The 17,491-nt window shown below is 62.2% G+C and carries 12 protein-coding genes; 8 read left to right on the top strand and 4 right to left on the bottom strand.

What is annotated here, in order from left to right:
- Positions 1-87 precede the first annotated feature (87 nt).
- Genes Q9K02_RS04525 through Q9K02_RS04515 form a run of 3 tightly spaced genes read left to right on the top strand, consistent with a single transcriptional unit; the run spans position 88 to position 4,583 of the window.
- The gene (locus Q9K02_RS04525; RefSeq protein WP_305931817.1) at positions 88-2,490 is read left to right on the top strand and encodes a glycoside hydrolase family 3 protein; all 2,403 of its coding nucleotides are present in this window, start codon (positions 88-90) and stop codon (positions 2,488-2,490) included.
- Positions 2,487-3,506 carry a cupin-like domain-containing protein gene (locus tag Q9K02_RS04520; RefSeq protein ID WP_305931816.1) on the top strand — a complete coding sequence of 340 codons (1,020 nt, stop codon included), beginning with the start codon at positions 2,487-2,489 and terminating at the stop codon, positions 3,504-3,506. Before Q9K02_RS04525 ends, Q9K02_RS04520 begins: the two co-directional genes overlap by 4 nt.
- A 27-nt stretch (positions 3,507-3,533) precedes the next feature.
- Positions 3,534-4,583, top strand: a complete 1,050-nt coding sequence (locus tag Q9K02_RS04515) for a glycoside hydrolase family 5 protein (RefSeq protein WP_305931815.1) — start codon at positions 3,534-3,536, stop codon at positions 4,581-4,583.
- A gap of 12 nt (positions 4,584-4,595) precedes the next feature.
- On the opposite strand, the gene Q9K02_RS04510 is transcribed toward Q9K02_RS04515, so the two are convergent.
- On the bottom strand, positions 4,596-6,242 hold the full coding sequence (locus Q9K02_RS04510) for a glycoside hydrolase family 43 protein (protein ID WP_305931814.1): 1,647 nt from the start codon (positions 6,240-6,242) through the stop codon (positions 4,596-4,598).
- Between the two features lie 89 nt (positions 6,243-6,331).
- Here Q9K02_RS04510 and Q9K02_RS04505 point away from each other — a divergent pair, with 89 nt between their 5' ends.
- From Q9K02_RS04505 to Q9K02_RS04485, 5 genes are read left to right on the top strand one after another with little or no spacing between them, the layout of a single operon-like run.
- The gene (locus tag Q9K02_RS04505; protein WP_305931813.1) at positions 6,332-7,456 is read left to right on the top strand and encodes a fumarylacetoacetate hydrolase family protein; all 1,125 of its coding nucleotides are present in this window, start codon (positions 6,332-6,334) and stop codon (positions 7,454-7,456) included.
- Between the two features lie 60 nt (positions 7,457-7,516).
- Positions 7,517-8,296, top strand: a complete 780-nt coding sequence (gene xylB / locus Q9K02_RS04500) for a D-xylose 1-dehydrogenase (RefSeq protein WP_305931812.1) — start codon at positions 7,517-7,519, stop codon at positions 8,294-8,296.
- Positions 8,296-9,171: an SMP-30/gluconolactonase/LRE family protein gene (locus Q9K02_RS04495; RefSeq protein ID WP_305931811.1), complete on the top strand. Its 876-nt coding sequence runs from the start codon at positions 8,296-8,298 to the stop codon at positions 9,169-9,171. Before xylB ends, Q9K02_RS04495 begins: the two co-directional genes overlap by 1 nt.
- Positions 9,168-11,075 carry a sialate O-acetylesterase gene (locus tag Q9K02_RS04490; protein WP_305931810.1) on the top strand — a complete coding sequence of 636 codons (1,908 nt, stop codon included), beginning with the start codon at positions 9,168-9,170 and terminating at the stop codon, positions 11,073-11,075. Before Q9K02_RS04495 ends, Q9K02_RS04490 begins: the two co-directional genes overlap by 4 nt.
- A complete protein-coding gene (locus Q9K02_RS04485) occupies positions 11,075-12,421 on the top strand; it encodes a glycoside hydrolase 5 family protein (protein WP_305931809.1) in 1,347 nt (448 codons plus the stop codon). The genes Q9K02_RS04490 and Q9K02_RS04485 overlap by 1 nt, the downstream gene beginning before the upstream one ends.
- 11 nt (positions 12,422-12,432) lie before the next feature.
- On the opposite strand, the gene Q9K02_RS04480 is transcribed toward Q9K02_RS04485, so the two are convergent.
- Genes Q9K02_RS04480 through Q9K02_RS04470 form a run of 3 tightly spaced genes read right to left on the bottom strand, consistent with a single transcriptional unit; the run spans position 12,433 to position 17,484 of the window.
- Complete coding sequence (locus Q9K02_RS04480) at positions 12,433-14,217, bottom strand: IlvD/Edd family dehydratase (RefSeq protein WP_422785408.1); 1,785 nt, start codon at positions 14,215-14,217, stop codon at positions 12,433-12,435.
- Positions 14,214-15,329, bottom strand: a complete 1,116-nt coding sequence (locus Q9K02_RS04475; protein ID WP_305931808.1) for a LacI family DNA-binding transcriptional regulator — start codon at positions 15,327-15,329, stop codon at positions 14,214-14,216. Before Q9K02_RS04475 ends, Q9K02_RS04480 begins: the two co-directional genes overlap by 4 nt.
- A gap of 43 nt (positions 15,330-15,372) precedes the next feature.
- Entirely contained in the window at positions 15,373-17,484 is a 2,112-nt protein-coding gene (locus Q9K02_RS04470) for an alpha-glucuronidase (protein ID WP_305931807.1), read from the bottom strand.
- Between the last annotated feature and the right edge of the window lie 7 nt (positions 17,485-17,491).

The following is a 17,491-nucleotide window of genomic DNA, read 5'->3' as shown; positions in this document are numbered from 1 at the left end:
GCAGGCGCAGCCCTTGCGGGATGCGCAACCGCGGCTACGGTCGACGCGCCAACCGCACCGGCATCTCAGTCCGAACAGGCCGGGGAGATGGCGGGCGTTGCCAATCCCGAAATCTGGCCCGCCTATGACTATCCGGTCCCCCTACAGCCAGATGACGAGGCCCGTATCGCCGAACTGCTGGCGCGCATGACGCTCGAGGAGAAGATCGGCCAGTTGGTTCAGGCGGACCTGTGTTGCGTCACTCCGGAAGACGTCAGGGCCTATAACCTCGGCTCCATCTTGGTCGGCGGCAACAGTGGTCCCAACGGTAACGACCTTTCTCCTGCGCCCGACTGGCTGAAGGCAGCCGACGATTTTTACGAGGCTTCGGTGGACACTACCGACGGCGGTGTCGGCGTGCCGATCGTCTGGGGGACCGACGCGGTCCACGGTCACTCCAACATCATCGGCGCGACCATCTTTCCGCACAATATCGGGCTCGGCGCCGCGCGCGACCCCGCTCTGATCGAGAAGATCGGCGAGGTGACCGCGAAGGAAATCCGCGTGACGGGCCAGGAATGGACTTTCGCACCCACAGTTGCCGTGCCGCAGGATTTCCGCTGGGGGCGCGCCTACGAAGGCTACTCATCCGATCCGGAGCTGGTAGCGTCCTATGTCGGCGCTATGGTCCGCGGACTACAGGGCCCGCCAAGCAACGATAATCTGCTGGCCGGCCCCTACGTCATCGCCTCGACCAAACATTTCCTCGCCGACGGCGGGACAGATAACGGGGTCGACCAGGGCGACAGTTCGATCAGCGAAGAGGAGCTGCGCGATATTCACGGGTTGCCCTATGGCCCCGCTATCGCCGAAGGTGTCTCCACCGTCATGATCAGTTTTTCCAGCTGGCAGGGCAAGAAGATGACCGGCAACAAGTCGCTGGTTACCGGTGTGCTCAAGGACCGCATGGATTTCGGGGGCTTCGTCGTCTCGGACTGGAATGCGCACGGCCAGGTGGCCGGCTGCACCAACGAAAGCTGCCCGCAGGCGCTGACGGCCGGGATCGACATGTACATGGCACCGGACACCTGGAAACCGATCTACGAAGATCTGCTCGCACGGGCGCGGGCCGGGACGCTGCCGATGGCGCGGATCGACGATGCGGTGACCCAAATCCTGCGTGTGAAGGGCCGTCTCGGATTGTTCGAGGCGGGAAAACCGTCCGACCGCCCCTATTCCGGCGAATATGAGCTCCTCGGCGCCCCCGAGCACCGTGAGGTTGCGCGTGACGCCGTGCGCAAGTCGCTGGTCCTGCTCAAGAACAGTGGCGTGCTGCCGCTGGCACCGGGCGGTCGCCTGCTGGTTGCCGGTCAGGGTGCGGACGACATCGCGCGTCAATCCGGTGGGTGGACGCTCACCTGGCAAGGTACCGGCGTGGACAATAGCCATTTCCCCGGCGCTACCTCTATTTTCGGAGGTCTGTCGCAGGCCGTGGAGGCCGCCGGAGGAAGCGCCGAGCTGTCGCCCGACGGCAGCTTCACGACAAGGCCCGACGCCGCAGTCGTGGTCTTCGGCGAGACGCCCTATGCGGAATTCCAGGGCGACCGTGCGGCGCTCGTGCTCGACCCGGAGCTTACCACGCCGTTCGAGACCATTGAAAAATTGAAAGCCCAGGGCATCCCGGTAGTGGCCGTGATGATCACGGGTCGCCCGCTCTACGTCAATCCGGCGCTCAACGATGCCGACGCATTCGTCGTGGCCTGGCTTCCGGGCAGCGAAGGAGGCGGCATTGCCGACGTCCTTGTAGGCGACCGGCAGGGCAACCCGCGCTACGATTTTACCGGGACGCTGCCGGCCGCATGGCCCTTGGCTACCTTGATGAGCGATGGGACCCTTTACGATTACGGCTATGGGCTGTCGTACGCAGACCCGGTCAGCCAATGGGCGGAGCTTCCCGAAGTCGATGCCAGCACTCTCGCCGGAGACAGTCGCCTGTGGTTCAGCGCCGGCTCCCCGGCTGCGCGCTGGTCGCTGCTTGTCGCCGGCGAGAGCACGGGCGACCAGACCCGGATCACCACGGTTCCGGCGGAGGCTCTTGGCGGTCGTGCTCGTGTAACGGCGGAGAACTATCTGGTACAGGAAGGCGCGCGTCGCTTCGCCATCGATGGGGGCATGGCCAGCGTCCAGCTGCGCAATTTCGAGCCCGTGAACATCGATCGCGAAACCAATGCGGACATTCTCCTGCTGGTGACCATGAAGGTATGGGATGCGCCCGACAACGCTCGCATCGGCGCGATCGGTCAGGACAGTCGCGGTTTCGCCGACTTCGCGATGCCGGAGACGCCCGACTTCGTACGCTATGGCATATCGCTCAAATGCCTGCGGTCGAAGGGTGCGGATGTCACCACTCTGACCCAGCCGTTCGTGCTGCAGACCCAAGGCGCTGCCGATTTCGCGATCGGAGAGGTTCGGCTTGGAACGGATGCAGAGGTGACACCGCCTTGTGATTGATCGGGTGCGCCATACGACCCGTTGACGAAATCGCGCGCTTCGACGCGCAACACTTCGAGGATGAAATCCGTCCGGCTTTCAGGCCTGTCGTGATGCGGGGGATCGCGGATGATTGGGAGATCGTAAAAGCAGGTCGGGCGGATGCCAATGCGGCGCTCCAGACGGTCGAGGAGATGGATAGCGGAATTCCGACGGATGTCATGATCGCTCCGCCAAGCGAAAAGGGACGGTTCTTCTTCGGTCCGGACATGCGCGGTTTCAATTTCAGCCGTAAACAGGCTTCGCTGTCCCATCTCGTCGAGCGCTTGCGCGAACTCGCGTTCATGTCGGAGCCCCTGGCGATGTATGCCGGTGCAGCCGAGACGGTGCGTCACTTGCCGGGCTTCACCGAACGACATCCATTGCCGCTGGTAGACGACATGGAAGCGGTCGCACGGATCTGGCTGGGCAATGCAACGCAGGTTGCAACGCACTTCGATCTTTCCGACAACATCGCGGTCGTCGCTTTGGGCAGGCGCCGGTTTACGTTATTCCCGCCCGAAGCGACTCCCGATCTCTATGTCGGTCCGCTCAACATCACGCTGGCGGGGCAGCCTGTCAGCATGGTCGATCCACTCGCGCCGGACCGGCAGCGCTTTCCGAGATACGAGGCGGCAGAGGCGAAGGGGCAATTCGCCGATCTCGAACCTGGCGATGCGATCTACATCCCGACCCTCTGGTGGCACCATGTCACGGCCGACGCGCCCCTCAATATCCTGGTCAATTACTGGCACAACGACGCATCGCGAGGGGGCGGATTTCTGGCGCTGGTACACGCCATGCTCGCCATTCGCGAACAGAGCGAGGCGCAGAAGGAAGCATGGCGGGTCTGGTTCGACCATTTCGTTTTCGGGTCCGGGTCGGCGACAGCTGCGGATCATCTGCCGCTGCATGCCCGCGGCGTGAATGGTCCGGCCTCGCCTGAGCGCGATGAACAAATGCGAAGGTTCATCTTGCAGGTTCTTTCTTCGACTTGAGAAAAATCGCCGTCAATACGGCCAGACATGGGAGACAAAAGAATGCAGTCCTTCGGTTTCGCGACAGCGCTTGCTGTGTCGATCGCGGCGTTACCTGCGCCGGTTTTGGCGCAGCAAGCCTCCACCAACGCAGGAACGGTCGCCCCCCTGCCAGTCGGCACCTGCATCAATCTCGGCAATACGCTGGAGCCAGAGACCGAGGGGGCTTGGGGCGGCGCGCCTGCGAGAAAGGCCGATTTCGAGCGTATTGCGGCGGCAGGATTCGAGACAGTGCGCATTCCCGTGCGCTGGCACAACAAAGCCAGCAGCGAAGCCCCCTACACCATCGATAATGCCTGGATGGACCGGGTTCAGCAGATCGTCGACTGGGCACTGGCCTCAGACCTCAACGTGATCCTCAACAGCCACCATTTCGACCCCATACATGAAACGCCGCTCGCCGTGGCGGATTGGCATGGCGGGGTTTGGCGGCAGATTGCGGAGCGCTTCGCGGGCTATCCGGAGGATACGCTATGGTTCGAGCTGGAGAACGAACCGCACAAGAATTTCGACCATTCGAACCTGCTCGAAACGCTCGCTCCATCCTTCGAGGCGGTCCGCGCGCTCCATCCGACCCGTGCGGTGATTATCGGCGGTGAGAACTGGAGCGGGATCGATTCACTTGCGACGCTACCGCTATTCGACGATCCGAATGTCCATCCGACCTTTCATTATTACGATCCGTTCCCATACACTCATCAGGGTGCAAGCTGGACCGCGCCGGATATCCCGCCTGTGGGCCGGACCTTCCCAACGCATGAGGATGCAGCCCAGCTCGCGAAAGATGTGCTGGCAGTCGAGGCCTACAAGGCGCGTACGGGGAAAGTGCCCTTCATGGGTGAGGTCGGTGCGTACGACGCACACATTTCTCTCGACGACCGGGTGGCCTATCATCGCACGATCACCGAAGCCTTCGCGCCGACGGGGATCGGCATGTGCGTGTGGGCTTATGCCAATACCTTTCCGTTCTACGATCTGGAGGAAGAGCGCTGGCAACCCGGTTTACTGGACGCACTCGGACTCAGCGAACCCGAATGACTGCGGCTGCAGTCATGGCTGGGAATAGGCATAGGGTCCGACGACCAGCCCGGTGAAAAGCCCCGCATGAACCGAGGCGAGCGGTTCGACATCGATCGCCTCGCCAAGCCGCTGCCAACTGTCTTCCCCGGCGGTGCGCCATGAAACCCGTGCCTCGCCGGCACGTAAGGCCAATTTGAATTCCACGGGTCCCTCGCGTGTCAGCGGCTGCTCCGCGATTATCTCGCCCCGCTCGTCCTGCGAGGGATCGGTACGCAGCCGAATTACCAGCCGTTCGCCCTCGATCCCTGCGGCAAGGAAATGAGCCTCGTCCATCAGTGCGAGCAACCCGGCAAAGTCGCTGTCACCGGTGGGCTGGAAAGCGACCTTCGTGGTAAAATCGGCGGAATGATGCCGCAGGCGCCGCCCAGCGAAGGCCGGTCTTTCCAGACTTCCCGCCGCATTCGGCCCCGAGATCACGTGTAGCGATCCATTTCCGACCATGATGTCCTGCACGTAGCCGGGCGTACGCAAACCGATCCATTCCGGGCCGAGCGGCGAAATGAATTCGTCGCGCCAGCTGTCGTAGTCGACCGGCTCCGCAGGCGGGAGATCGGGGCGGCCCGTTTGCATCGGCACCGGCTGGCCGCGGTCGAGGAAGCGGGGCCAGCCATCGATCCACTCGAGCGGCAGAAGAAAGGTTTCCCGCCCGAGGAGAGTGGATTGTCCGGCGAAGGGGCGCGTTGCAAGGAACAAGCCCCACCAGCTGCCATCATCGAGCTTCACGATATCGGCATGTCCGGTAGCCTCCACGCGATCCTGCCGGTCGGCGGGCAAGTCCCGCTGCGTGAGGATCGGATTGAACGGTCCGGGCTCGTACGGACCCTGCAATTCGCGCGATCGATAGATCGTTTGCGAATGCTGGTCCGCGGTTCCACCCTCTGCCGTCAGAAGATAATACCAGCCGTCTACACGATAGATATGCGGCCCTTCCGCCCAGACAGGTTCGGTCGAAAGATCGACGCCGCCGTTCACCAGCAGCGTACGTTCCGGCATGACCTGCATCGCCTCAGGATCGAACTGCTGCATCCAGATCGCGCGGTGCCCTTCGTACAGCGGCTCTCCGGGAGGCGCATCGTTGTAGACGATCCACGTCGTGCCATCGTCCGCGAAATAGAGCGAGGGATCGATTCCGCCGAAATCGAGCCACTTGGGATCGCTCCATGGTCCCGCTGGATCCTTGGCCGTGATGACAAAATTGTTTCCGCATTCGATGCAGGTATTAACGATCCAGAACAGTCCGTCGTGGAACGTGATTGCCGGAGCGAACAGGCCCCGATTGGTGCCCAGACCGCCGAAATCGACCTGGCCCGAGCGGTTGATCGCATTGCCGATCTGTCGCCAGTTCACGAGGTCGGTGCTGTGGAGAACCGGTAAGCCCGGGAACCAGCTGAACGTGGATGTGACAGCGTAGAAGTCCTCGCCCACCCTCACGAGCGAAGGATCAGGGTGGAATCCGGGAATGACCGGATTGTTGTAGGATTCGTCCGTCTGGCGCCTGTCGGAATCGACGGCTTCGTACTCCAAATAGTCGAAACTGGCGATCGGCTGCCCCTGAGCCACGCCCGGAGTCAGCGCCGAGAGCGCGAGCCCCGCCAGCAGAGTCCGTCTTGCCTTCATCTTCATCAATCCTCTCGCCTGTTTGGGCTTGTCCCATCGCTATTGCTTTCCTATGGTAGCGCTATCACGAGGGAGGGCAAGAGCCAGAAATGGCCACGAACATTCTTGAAGGTTTGCCGTCGGACTATGCCAGCGGCCAGTTTCTCGGTCGTGCGGAAACGCCCGCCGGACCGTCGATCCTGGCTATCCGCAAGGGAACGATCTACGACATCACCGAAGTGGCCGCCTCCATGTCCGGAGCGATCGAGCGGCGGCATTTCGACGGCGGTATCAAGCTCGGGCCGGTCGAGAACGGCTTGCCGGAAGGCTGGAGGCTGCTCGCGCCGATCGACCTTCAGTGCATCAAGGCCGCCGGCGTCACCTTTGCCCTGTCGGCAATCGAAAGAGTGATAGAGGAACGCGCCCGCGGCGATGCGGCCAGCGCGGCCGTGATCCGCGCGCAGCTCGAAGATAAGGTCGGCTCCGGCATCCGGTCGGTGGTGCCGGGCAGCGAGGAGGCGATGCAGCTGAAGGCTGCGCTCATCGATCAGGGAATGTGGTCGCAGTATCTCGAAGTGGCGATCGGGCCCGATGCGGAAATCTTTTCCAAGTCGCCGGTACTGTCTTCCGTCGGCCACGGTGCAGAAATCGGCGTGCGGTCGGATTCCAATTGGAACAATCCCGAGCCCGAGGTCGTGCTGGTATGCGACAGCGCTGGCGAGATTATCGGCGCGACTTTGGGGAACGACGTCAACCTGCGCGACTTCGAAGGTCGCTCGGCCCTGCTTTTGTCCAAGGCGAAGGACAATACGGCAAGTTGCTCGATCGGCCCGTTCATCCGCATTTTCGACGAGAGTTTCGCGCTCGACGATGTCCGTGCCGCCAGTGTGGATTTGACCATCGAAGGTCCGGAAGGGTACCGGCTCGAAGGGACGAACGACATGTCGCAGATCAGTCGCGATCCAACGGATCTGGTCGACCAGTGCCTGTCGGAGCACCACTATCCGGACGGGTTCGTTCTGTTTTGCGGCACGCTGTTCGCGCCGACGCAGGATCGGGACGAGCCCGGCGCCGGGTTCACGCATAAAGTTGGCGACGTCGTCACGATCAGTTCGGAGCGTATCGGGACGCTGCGTAACACGGTGACTTTGTCATCCAGGGCGACGCCCTGGCGAATGGGCGTTGCCGCTTTCGCAACCAATCTGGCCGAGCGTGGCTTGATCGACAGAATTTGACGGGCACGACTGCCGGGGCAATGGACCGGTGGCGCCTAGAGGGACGAGGACTACGAGTTGATGGGCCATCATGGCGAGAATGCCGCGCAGGCGAATTACCCCAGCCTGAGAGGCCGCAAGGTTATCGTCAGCGGCGGTGCGTCCGGTATCGGTGAAGGTATTGTCGAAGGGTTCGCTCGGCAGGGCGCCGCGGTCGCGTTTGTCGATCTCATGGAAAAACCGAGCCATGCCCTGATCGAACGGCTCTCGGACGCCGAGATCGAGCCGATCTTCCATCACTGCGATATTACCGACTGCGACGATTACACAGGCAAGATCGCGCAGATAATCGATGCTCTCGGTGGGTGCGACGTGCTCGTGAACAATGCGGCGAACGACGACCGCCACAAGTTCGACGAGGTGTCGAGCACCTATTGGGACGAGCGAATGAGCGTCAATCTCAAGCACCAGTTCTTCGCTGCCCAAGCCGTCGTCCCGGCAATGCGCGATGCGGGTGGCGGTTCGATCGTCAATATGGGGTCGATCAGCTGGCATCTGGGCCTGCCGGACCTCACGCTCTACCAGACTGCCAAGGCTGCGATCGAGGGGCTTACCCGCAGCCTGGCTCGTGAGTTGGGGCGGGACAATATCCGTGTAAATACGGTGATCCCCGGCAACGTCCAGACACCGCGCCAGATGAAATGGTACACGCCCGAAGGCGAGGCGGAGATCGTTGCCGCACAGTGCCTCGACGGGCGTATTCAGCCGGTGGATATCGCCGCAATGGTAATGTTTCTCGCCTCCGACGACGCGAGGTTCTGCACGGCGCACAATTACTGGGTCGATGGAGGGTGGCGCTGATGGTCGAGGTAAGGACGGTTCTGGCAGCGCAAAGCAAGCTCGGCGAAGGCGTGCTTTGGGATGCCGATCGCGAAGTCGTCTGGTTTGTAGACATCAAGCGCCACCGGTTGTGGCACTACGATCCTGCCACCGGTAGCAATTCCTATGCCGAAGCGCCGGACCAGATCGGCTGGGCTATACCTGCGGAAGGCGGGCTCCTGCTCTGTGGCCTGAAGGACGGGCTCTATACCTTCGACCCCGAAGCAAAACGTTTCGAAAAGCTGATGGCCGTCCCGGGCGAACCCGCGGGCAACCGGCTCAACGACGCCTGCACCGATCCGTGGGGCCGCGTCTGGTTCGGATCGATGGACGATAGCGAAGGCACTGCATCCGGAAGGTTTTACGTCTTCGATCGCGGCACCATCCGTCCCGCCGGACCCGATGGTATCACGATCACCAACGGCCCGGCGGTCAACGCGGAAGGCGACCGCATTTATTTCACCGACACCACCGCCCAGCAGATTTTCGTGGCAGATCTTTCATCGTCCGGAGTTGGCGGGGCGCGACCCTTTGCCGATACCGGCGCCCTGTTTCCGGACGCCTATCCGGACGGTCCGGTAGTGGATGCCGAAGGCCATGTTTGGACCGGGCTCTATCTCGGCGGCAAAGTTGCCCGATTTACGCCCGACGGCGAGCTCGACGCGACAATCGACATTCCCGCCCGCGACGTCACCAAGATGGCCTTTGGCGGCCGCGATCTGCGGACCGGCTATGCGACCAGCGCGACCAAGAATATGGAGCCAAGCGATATGACGGACTATCCCGACGCCGGGGGCCTGTTCGCTTTCGAGGCACCTGTCGCAGGGTTCGCCCAGGCGAAAGTGAAGCTCGGATGATACGCCGGGGGATCGCTACGCTTGCCCTGTCGCTCTCGGCCAGCGCAACAGCGGCACCCGTTCTCGGACCAGCCTATGGCGAAGGTATGGTTCTGCAGCGCGATGAACCCATCGTGCTCGAAGGCCGCAGCGCACCCGGCGAGACAGTGACGGCCGAGATCAACGGTGCGAGCGCCAGTGCGAATGCGGATGCCGAGGGCAGGTTCCGTTTCGCCGTGCCTGCCCGCTCCGCCAGCGCCACCAGCGCCACTCTGACCTTGCGCGACGGCACGGGTGAAACCCGCTATGAAAACGTGCTGATCGGCGATGTCATCCTGTGTTCGGGCCAGTCGAACATGGAGCTTTCGGTTGCGCGAGCGCTCGACACCCATAACCAGTTACAGCAAGCGGCCGATGACGGCATCCGCTTGTTCAGGGTTCCGAAGGCGACTGCGCCCGTCCCTGCGAAGCGGTTCGCAGAGCCCGTCTCTTGGGTCACCGCCGACAGCAACACCGTGGCCGAATTTTCCGCAGCCTGCTTCTACATGGGTAAGCGCCTGCGTGCGCTCGAACCTTCCGTTCCTGTGGGCCTCATCCATTCCAACTGGGGCGGAAGCGCTGCGCGCGCCTGGCTCACGCCCGAAGGTGTGTCGGCAATGGAGGGCGCCGACGTGCTGGAATTGCTGCGGTCGTACGACGAAGACCCGTTGCTTGCGACCCGGGCTTTCGTGCCGCGCTGGAAGGAATGGTGGCGGGCGCAGGACGGCGGCCGCGAGCCCTGGTTGAATTCCGACAAGCTCGAATGGGCTCCAATCCCGCAATTCTCCTTCTGGAACGAGTGGGAAGGAACCGGTCTCGATACCGAGCCACGGGCCAATGTGTGGTTGCGGCAAACCGTCACGCTGACGCAAGAACAGGCCGATAGCGACGGTTCCCTGTCGATCGGTGCGATCGACGATCTCGATCTTACTTTCGTGAATGGCGAACCGGTGGGATACACCTTCGGCTGGGGTGTCGAGCGGACCTATACCGTGCCGACGCGATTCCTGCGCGAAGGCGAGAATGAAATCCTGATCGCCGCCAACAACATGTGGGATACAGGCGGCTTTTTCGGCGGGCCAGAGCCGCTGTTCTTCACGCCGGGTAATGGCGATGCGGCCATACCGCTTGGCGCTGATTGGGAGTACGCGATCTCGGACGTCGGAGGTGTGCCTCCCCGCGCGCCATGGGATGCCAACGCCGGTGCCGGTGTGATGCACAATGCCATGATAGCACCGCTGGGCCCGATGCGGCTCGCAGCCATAGCCTGGTACCAAGGCGAGTCCGATGTCGGCCAGCCAGCCTACGACCGCAAACTTACCACGCTGTTCGAAGGCTGGCGGGCACAGTTCGGCGAGCAAGCGAAGATGCTGGTCGTCCAATTGGCGGACTTCGGCCAGCGGGTTGCCGAGCCCGTTGAGTCCGGCTGGGCCCGATTGCGGCAGGAGCAGCTTGCCGCGGTCCAGGCTGATGGCAACGCCGATCTGGTGACCGCTATCGATATCGGAGAACCAACCGATATCCATCCGGCCAACAAGAACGTTCTCGGGCTACGCTTGGCGGAGGCTTTCGCCGGGCAAGCGATGCCGAAACCCGCTTTCGCCTCTCGCGAAGGCGACCGGGTCATCGTCGGTTTTCAGGACCTTGATGGTGACTTGACCGCTTACGGAGGGCCGACAGCGCTAGGCGTGGAGCTTTGCGAGTCCACACAAGACAGCTGCCGGTTCGTCTACCCAAGTCTCGATGGTCAGCGCCTGGTGATCGATCTGCCCGCTGGCGCCTTGGCTACGCGAGTTCGCCATGCCTGGTCCGATGCGCCGATCGTCAACCTTTACGACGCAGGTGACCGGCCAATCCCGGGCTTCGAACTGGAAGTAGAGAAATAATGATCGACCGCCGGTCAATGCTGGCGGGTGCTTCCTGCGCCCTGGCAATCCTGGCAGGTGGATGCGCAACTAGTTCCTACCCGAGAGCGCCCGGCTTCGTCCGCAGAAGCGCGACGCAATTCCTCCGCGACGGCCAGCCCTATCGCATCGTCGGCGCCAACATGTGGTACGCCGCCTGGCTTGGGGCCGACGCCGAATACGGCGACCGGGCGCGGCTAATGCGCGAACTGGATCGGTTGCAGGCTATGGGCCTCAATAACCTTCGGATCATGGCGGCAGCGGAAGAAGGGCCGTTCAACAATTCGATCAAGCCGGGCTTCACCCGCGACGATGGCGGCACGAATCCTGCGCTGATGGAAGGTCTCGACTTCGCGATGGCGGAGATCGGCAAGCGGGGTATGACGGCTGTGCTGGTCCTGTCCAATTTCTGGGAGTGGTCCGGCGGTTTGCAGACCCTGCTCTACCGCGCGACAGGTCAATACATCGACATGGGCGATCCGGACCATCCGTGGCCGGCCTTCGCCGATGCGACAGCGGGTTTCTATGCCAACGAAGCAGCCATAGAGAGCTACCGGGCGCATGTCGCAGCAATCGTCGGGCGGACCAATTCCATTACCGGCCAGCGCTATGCGCAGGACCCCGCGATCATGAGTTGGCAGCATGCGAACGAACCGCGCCCGGGCGGTGGAGCCGACGCCATCGCGCAATTCCGCTCGGCCTATCTCGACTGGATCGCCTCGACTGCGGAACTTATCCGCTCGATCGACGGCAATCACCTGGTCTCGCTCGGTCAGGAGGGCACGCAAGCCACCTTCGGCAGCGAGGAACTCGTCGTCGCGGCGCATGAGGCGGTCGATTACGTCACCGCTCACATCTGGCCGCTCAACTGGGGATGGGTCGCAGGCGACGATCTGCCCGGCACTTGGCTAGCGGGTAAGGCCAAGGTCGAGGATTACCTGGCTGTCCACAGCCGGCTTGCCGAAGATATGGGCAAGCCCCTGCTGATCGAGGAGTTCGGATTCCCGCGCGACGACGAAGCCTATTCACCCGATACGACCACCGAATATCGCGAGCGCTATTACCGGACGATCTACGACGCGGTCGAGAAAAGTTGGCGCACGGGCGGTCCCTTGCAAGGCAGCAACTTCTGGGCATGGAACGGCGAGGCCCGCGCGCGCCATGCTGACTTCAGGTTCCAGGACGGCGACCTCGCTTACATGGGTGATCCCCCGCATGAGCCACAGGGCTGGTATGGGAATTTCGACAGCGACGCTTCGATGATCGCGCTGGTCAATGCGCATGCCGATCGCAAATGTCTCGGGTTGGAGGCGCCCTGCCCGTCCTGATTTGGTAGCCGCTAGTGATTGTGCCGCGGTAGTTTGCGCGACGTGCCGCGATATTTGACGGCGAAATCCATGACACCGCCCTCGCCCAGCTGGCCCGTCTTTTCGCGGAAAAGTTCCTCCCAGGGTGTATTGCTTTCGGGAAACTCCGGCGCTGGATATTCGGCAAGGCGGCGGGCGATCTCGTCCTCCTCGACCAAGGCGTTACAGCTCCGCTCGTTGAGATCGACGCGAATTGTGTCACCCGTCCGCAGCCATGCAAGTCCGCCACCCACCGCGCTTTCGGGAGAGACGTTCAGGATCGACGGGCTATCGCTCGTCCCCGATTGACGCCCGTCGCCCAGCGTCGGGAGCCATTGTTTACCTTCGCGGATCATCCGCTCCGGCGGCTGCATGTTGACCACCTCTGCGCTGCCCGGCCAGCCGATCACGCCCGAACCGCGGATGACGAGGATGCAATCCTCGTCAATTTTCAATGATGGATCGTCGATGCGATGGTGATAATCGTCCGATCCGTCGAACACGATCGCCCGCGCTTCGAATACGTTTTCACGCCCAGGCCGGGACAGATAGCGTTCGCGGAATTCGTCCGAGATGACCGAAGTCTTGAGAATGCCGAAATCGAACAGATTGCCCGACAGCACCATGAAGCCGGCGCGTTCCATCAGCGGGTCGGCGAAGGGCCGAATCATTTCGCGATCCTTGCTCTCGCAGCCTGCAAGGTTTTCGGCCATCGTCGCGCCGGTGCAGGTCGCAGTATCGCCATGCAGAACCCCCGCCTCGAGCAGTTCCCACATCGCTGCGGGCACGCCGCCGGCGCGATGAAAACGCTCGCCGAGATAAGCCCCGGCCGGTTGCATGTTGACGAGCAGCGGCAGGTCGTAGCCGTGCTCCTGCCAGATTTCCTGTTCAAGCTCCACGCCGGCATGCCGGGCCATGGCGACTATGTGCGGCTGGGCATTGGAAGAACCGCCGATCACGCTGGTCACCGCGATGGCGTTTTCGAATGCTTCGCGCGTTAGAATGTCGGAAGGCTTGAGATCTTCATGCACCATCTCGACGATCCGATAGCCCGTGCGATAGGCCATCTGACCCCGTTCACGATAGGGCGCCGGGATTGCGGCGCAGCCGGTTAGCGACATTCCCAAAGCTTCGGCCACCGCATTCATGGTGCTCGCCGTTCCCATGGAATTGCAATGCCCTGCGCTTGGCGCGCTGGAGGTCGCGCGATCGAGGAATTGTTCTTCGTCGATCTCGCCTGCCGCAAGTTTGCGGCGACTGCGCCAGATTACCGTGCCCGAGCCAACCAGTTCACCCTCGTGCCAGCCGTCGAGCATCGGGCCTCCCGACAGGACGATGGCAGGAATATCGACCGTGCTCGCCGCCATAATCTGACTTGGCGTGGTCTTGTCGCAGCCCGTGGTCAGTACGACACCGTCGATGGGATAGCCGTTCAGCAACTCGACCAGCCCGAGATAGAGCAAGTTGCGGTCGATCGCGGCAGTGGGGCGGCGACAATTTTCGAAAATGGGATGGACAGGGAACTCGATCGGTATCCCGCCTGCATCGCGGATGCCATCGCGCGTACGCTTGGCAAGGTCGATATGGATCCGGTTGCAGGGAGACAAATCACTGCCCGACTGGGCGATGCCGATGATCGGCTTGCCGCTGCGCAATTCCTCGGGTGTGACACCATAATTCATGAACCGCTCGAGATAGAGGGCGGTCATGTCCATGCGTTCGTGGTTATCGAACCAGTCGCGCGAGCGCAGTCTGCGCTGGCCGTTCTTCTCGGTCACTCTCGGCTTTCCGGTTTGTTGAAAGAGGATGCGAGGCTGGGGCCCGCATCCGAATTGCGCCTGACCAACTTGTAGGGAAGGGTCAGCTGCTCGCCCGCACTCTCCTTCCCCCGGCCGGCCTTTTTGTAGGCTTTGGCAATCATGGAAACCGCCTGGGCAGTCATTTCGCGAATAGGCTGGCGGATCGTAGTGAGTTCCGGCCAGATCGAGCTGGCAAGTTCGGTATCGTCGAAACCGCATACCGTTATATCGTTTGGCACGTCGAGGTGCCGTCGATGCGCCATCGCTACTGTGGCTGCCGCCATATCGTCATTGGACGCGAAAATTGCAGTCGGCGGACTTTTCGCGTTGAGCAAGCGTTCGGCGGCGACCATGCCGGAGCGATATGTGAATTGTCCCTGCGCGATAAGGGCTTCGTCGATTGGGAGACCTGCATTCTCCATCGCCTCTCGGTAGCCTTGGAGGCGTCGCTCGCTGGCGACCTGTTCGGGATTGCCGACGATAAAGCCGATGCGTTCGTGCCCAAGGCCGATGATGTGACGGGTCATGTCGAAAGCGGCCTGGAATTCATCGATCAATACGGCCCCGTGCGAACCGCTGGCGCGGCCCGGACCAACCGCCACTGCGATTGCGCCCGCGTCCTCGATCTCATCGAGCACCGACTGGTCGTCGCACAAAGGTGGTGGAAGGATGAAACCGCCGATACCGCCGTCGATCAAACGGCGGATGAGTTCGCCGTAATCGGGCTGCGTCTCGGTGCTCTGCACGACAAGATAGATATCGCGCCGGCTGGCTTCCTCGAGCGCCCCCATCAGGAATTCGCTGAGATAGGATGCCGATGGATTGTCGAAGAGCAAGGCGATCCGCAGTTGCGCTCCGCCCGCCAGCGAGCGGGCTGCACGGTTGGGCACATACTTCAACTTTTCGATCGCAGCGAGCACTTGCTCGCGCGTATTGTCGCGCACGTTCTGTTCGCCATTGATGACGCGGCTTACGGTCATCGGCGAACAATGTGCAGCCCGCGCCACATCGGCAATCGTCGGCGCACTGTTAGAGTTGCGCCTGGCGCTTCGTTTGCGGCCGATCTTGGCCGTCCCTCCTGTTTCACTCATGCGCATCGACATAGGCCCATGCCAGGAAGATCGGCAAGTACGATCATTGGCCCGGAGCCTCCGGGAAGGTTCGGCCGATGTAGGCCTCCAGCGGATCTGCCGGCGGTCTTACGTTCTCCGGTAGCGGCAAGCCATTGAGCGACTGCCAGTAAGCGATCGAGGCATCGCGCCACCAGCGCGCCTCGCGTTGTTGGATCGCCAGACTTTCCGTCACGGCGCGGTGGCGCTGCGGGTCGATGGCATCGGAAAGATCGGCCCACTCGCGCGCCATGGCGTCGACTTCCGCCACGCCCCAATCGTATTCGCTCACCAGCTCTTCCCACAGCGTCAGGCCGGACGGGCGCTTCGCAGTCCAGGCAATGTGGTGAAACCACAGCAGGAACCGCGGATCGATCGTGTTCGGATCGTCCCAACGGTTGGCTATACTATCGGCATATTGCGACAGCGCATCCGACCCGCTTTCCGTCCGGTCGAACCCGATGCCGTCGGCATCTGCGCGATGATAATAGCACGGGTTCCATTCCGGGCGCGGCAAGTCGCAGACCCATGGGGCCGGGCCGTAGTGATGGCCCGTATTCATGAGATGCGCCAGGCCGAGCGGAGTCATGTAGCCGACCACGGCTTCGCGACTCCGCATCATCATTCGAACGATCTTTTCGATGGCCTCTGGCTCGCGCGTGAAGGTCTGGACGGTCCATTCACGTGCGATCTGTTCGCTCGGCAGTTCGGGATTCCAGGCGAGGCGACCGAAGGCGTACCAGTTGGCCTGGTCGAAATGCGATCCGCTCCAGTTGCGATCCGAACCGGTGTTCGCCACGCCTGCCATCCCCGCAGGAAGGACGACCTCGGCAACCCTTCCGCCGCGACCGGGTTCTTGGTCCAGCACTTCCTCCCACAAGGGCGCGAGGAAGGCCAAATGGCTCGCGAAGCCGAGATATTCCTTCGTGATTTGCGCTTCGAACATCAGCTTTGTATTCGGCATCGCGCCGAACATCGGATGAAACGGCTCGCGCGGTTGGAAGTCGATCGGGCCGTTCTTCACCTGGACGATCACATTGTCGGCAAATTGCCCGTCAAGCGGCACGAATTCACCATACGCCTGCTTGGCCCGGTCGGTTTCGTCTTCTGCGGAGTAAACGAAGGCGCGCCAGATCACCGTACCCCGATTGCCAATGGCTTCGGCGAGCATATTGGCACCATCAGCGTGGCTACGCCCATAGTCCTGCGGGCCGGGTTGTCCTTCGCTGTTCGCCTTGACGAGGAAGCCGCCGAAATCGGGAACGGCGGCGTAAAACTCGTCGGCCTTCGCCTGCCACCATGCCCGGACCTCCGGGTCGAGCGGATCGGCACTATCGAGCCCGCCGATATCCTTCGGCGCGCTGAACCGAACGGAAACGTAGAGACGAATACCGTAAGGTCGCCACGCATCGGCCAATCGCTTGTATTTGGCGATGTACCGCGGTTCGAGCATGAAGGCCCGGGCGTTGACGTTGTTGACCACCACGCCATTGATACCGAGCGAGGCATTGGCACGAGCATAATCAATCATTCGCTGGTCGAGCCGCTCGGGCAGATGCCACCAGTCGAAAATCGAGCGCCCGGCATAGCCGCGCTCGACATGCCCATCCGGATTGTCCCAGTGATTGAGCATGCGCAGCGGCATGGCCGGTTCCGAGGCAATGTCGATGCGGACCGGGTCCACCCCGAGCGACAGTTCACGTAGCAACGCGAAAACACCATAAAGACACGCCAGGTCGCTGCTTCCGCGAATGCGGATGTCCGCGCCATCTGCGCGAACGGAATATCCTACAGCGGAATCACCGCGATTTTCCGGACATTCGAGCCTCACATAGCCTTCGGCTCCGCTCCGCATCGAGGAAGCCGAATTGCGGGAGAGGCGCGTTAGGCCTACGCCCAGTTCGCGGCGAGCGGCTTCCATGGTCGCGCTCGCTTCCTCCGGACCGTCGGAGCTTAGCACCGCGACAGGCCCATGCAGGCCAGCGATACGATCGAGCGCCTCGCCTTCCAGCGGTGCATATCGCAGCCACAAATCGTACCCGTCCTCGGCCTTGGCTGATGCGTCCGCCAGTAGGCACCCGAGTATCATCGCGATCAGCGTCGCAAGTCTGTTGACAAGCCTCTTTCCCCTCATCATGGTAGCG

The organism is Qipengyuania profundimaris, from assembly GCF_030717945.1.
Classification (GTDB): domain Bacteria; phylum Pseudomonadota; class Alphaproteobacteria; order Sphingomonadales; family Sphingomonadaceae; genus Qipengyuania; species Qipengyuania profundimaris.
The sequence above is the reverse complement of the archived record's forward strand: the minus strand, read 5'-3'. Positions and strand labels throughout refer to the sequence as shown.

Coding starts and splice junctions, on each gene's coding strand:
- Q9K02_RS04475 (WP_305931808.1), bottom strand. CDS start 15,329: ATGAGTGAAACAGGAGGGACGGCCAAGATCGGCCGCAAACGAAGCGCC.
- Q9K02_RS04495 (WP_305931811.1), top strand. CDS start 8,296: ATGGTCGAGGTAAGGACGGTTCTGGCAGCGCAAAGCAAGCTCGGCGAA.
- Q9K02_RS04510 (WP_305931814.1), bottom strand. CDS start 6,242: ATGAAGGCAAGACGGACTCTGCTGGCGGGGCTCGCGCTCTCGGCGCTG.
- Q9K02_RS04470 (WP_305931807.1), bottom strand. CDS start 17,484: ATGATGAGGGGAAAGAGGCTTGTCAACAGACTTGCGACGCTGATCGCG.
- Q9K02_RS04515 (WP_305931815.1), top strand. CDS start 3,534: ATGGGAGACAAAAGAATGCAGTCCTTCGGTTTCGCGACAGCGCTTGCT.
- Q9K02_RS04525 (WP_305931817.1), top strand. CDS start 88: ATGGCGGGCGTTGCCAATCCCGAAATCTGGCCCGCCTATGACTATCCG.
- xylB (WP_305931812.1), top strand. CDS start 7,517: ATGGGCCATCATGGCGAGAATGCCGCGCAGGCGAATTACCCCAGCCTG.
- Q9K02_RS04485 (WP_305931809.1), top strand. CDS start 11,075: ATGATCGACCGCCGGTCAATGCTGGCGGGTGCTTCCTGCGCCCTGGCA.
- Q9K02_RS04490 (WP_305931810.1), top strand. CDS start 9,168: ATGATACGCCGGGGGATCGCTACGCTTGCCCTGTCGCTCTCGGCCAGC.
- Q9K02_RS04505 (WP_305931813.1), top strand. CDS start 6,332: ATGGCCACGAACATTCTTGAAGGTTTGCCGTCGGACTATGCCAGCGGC.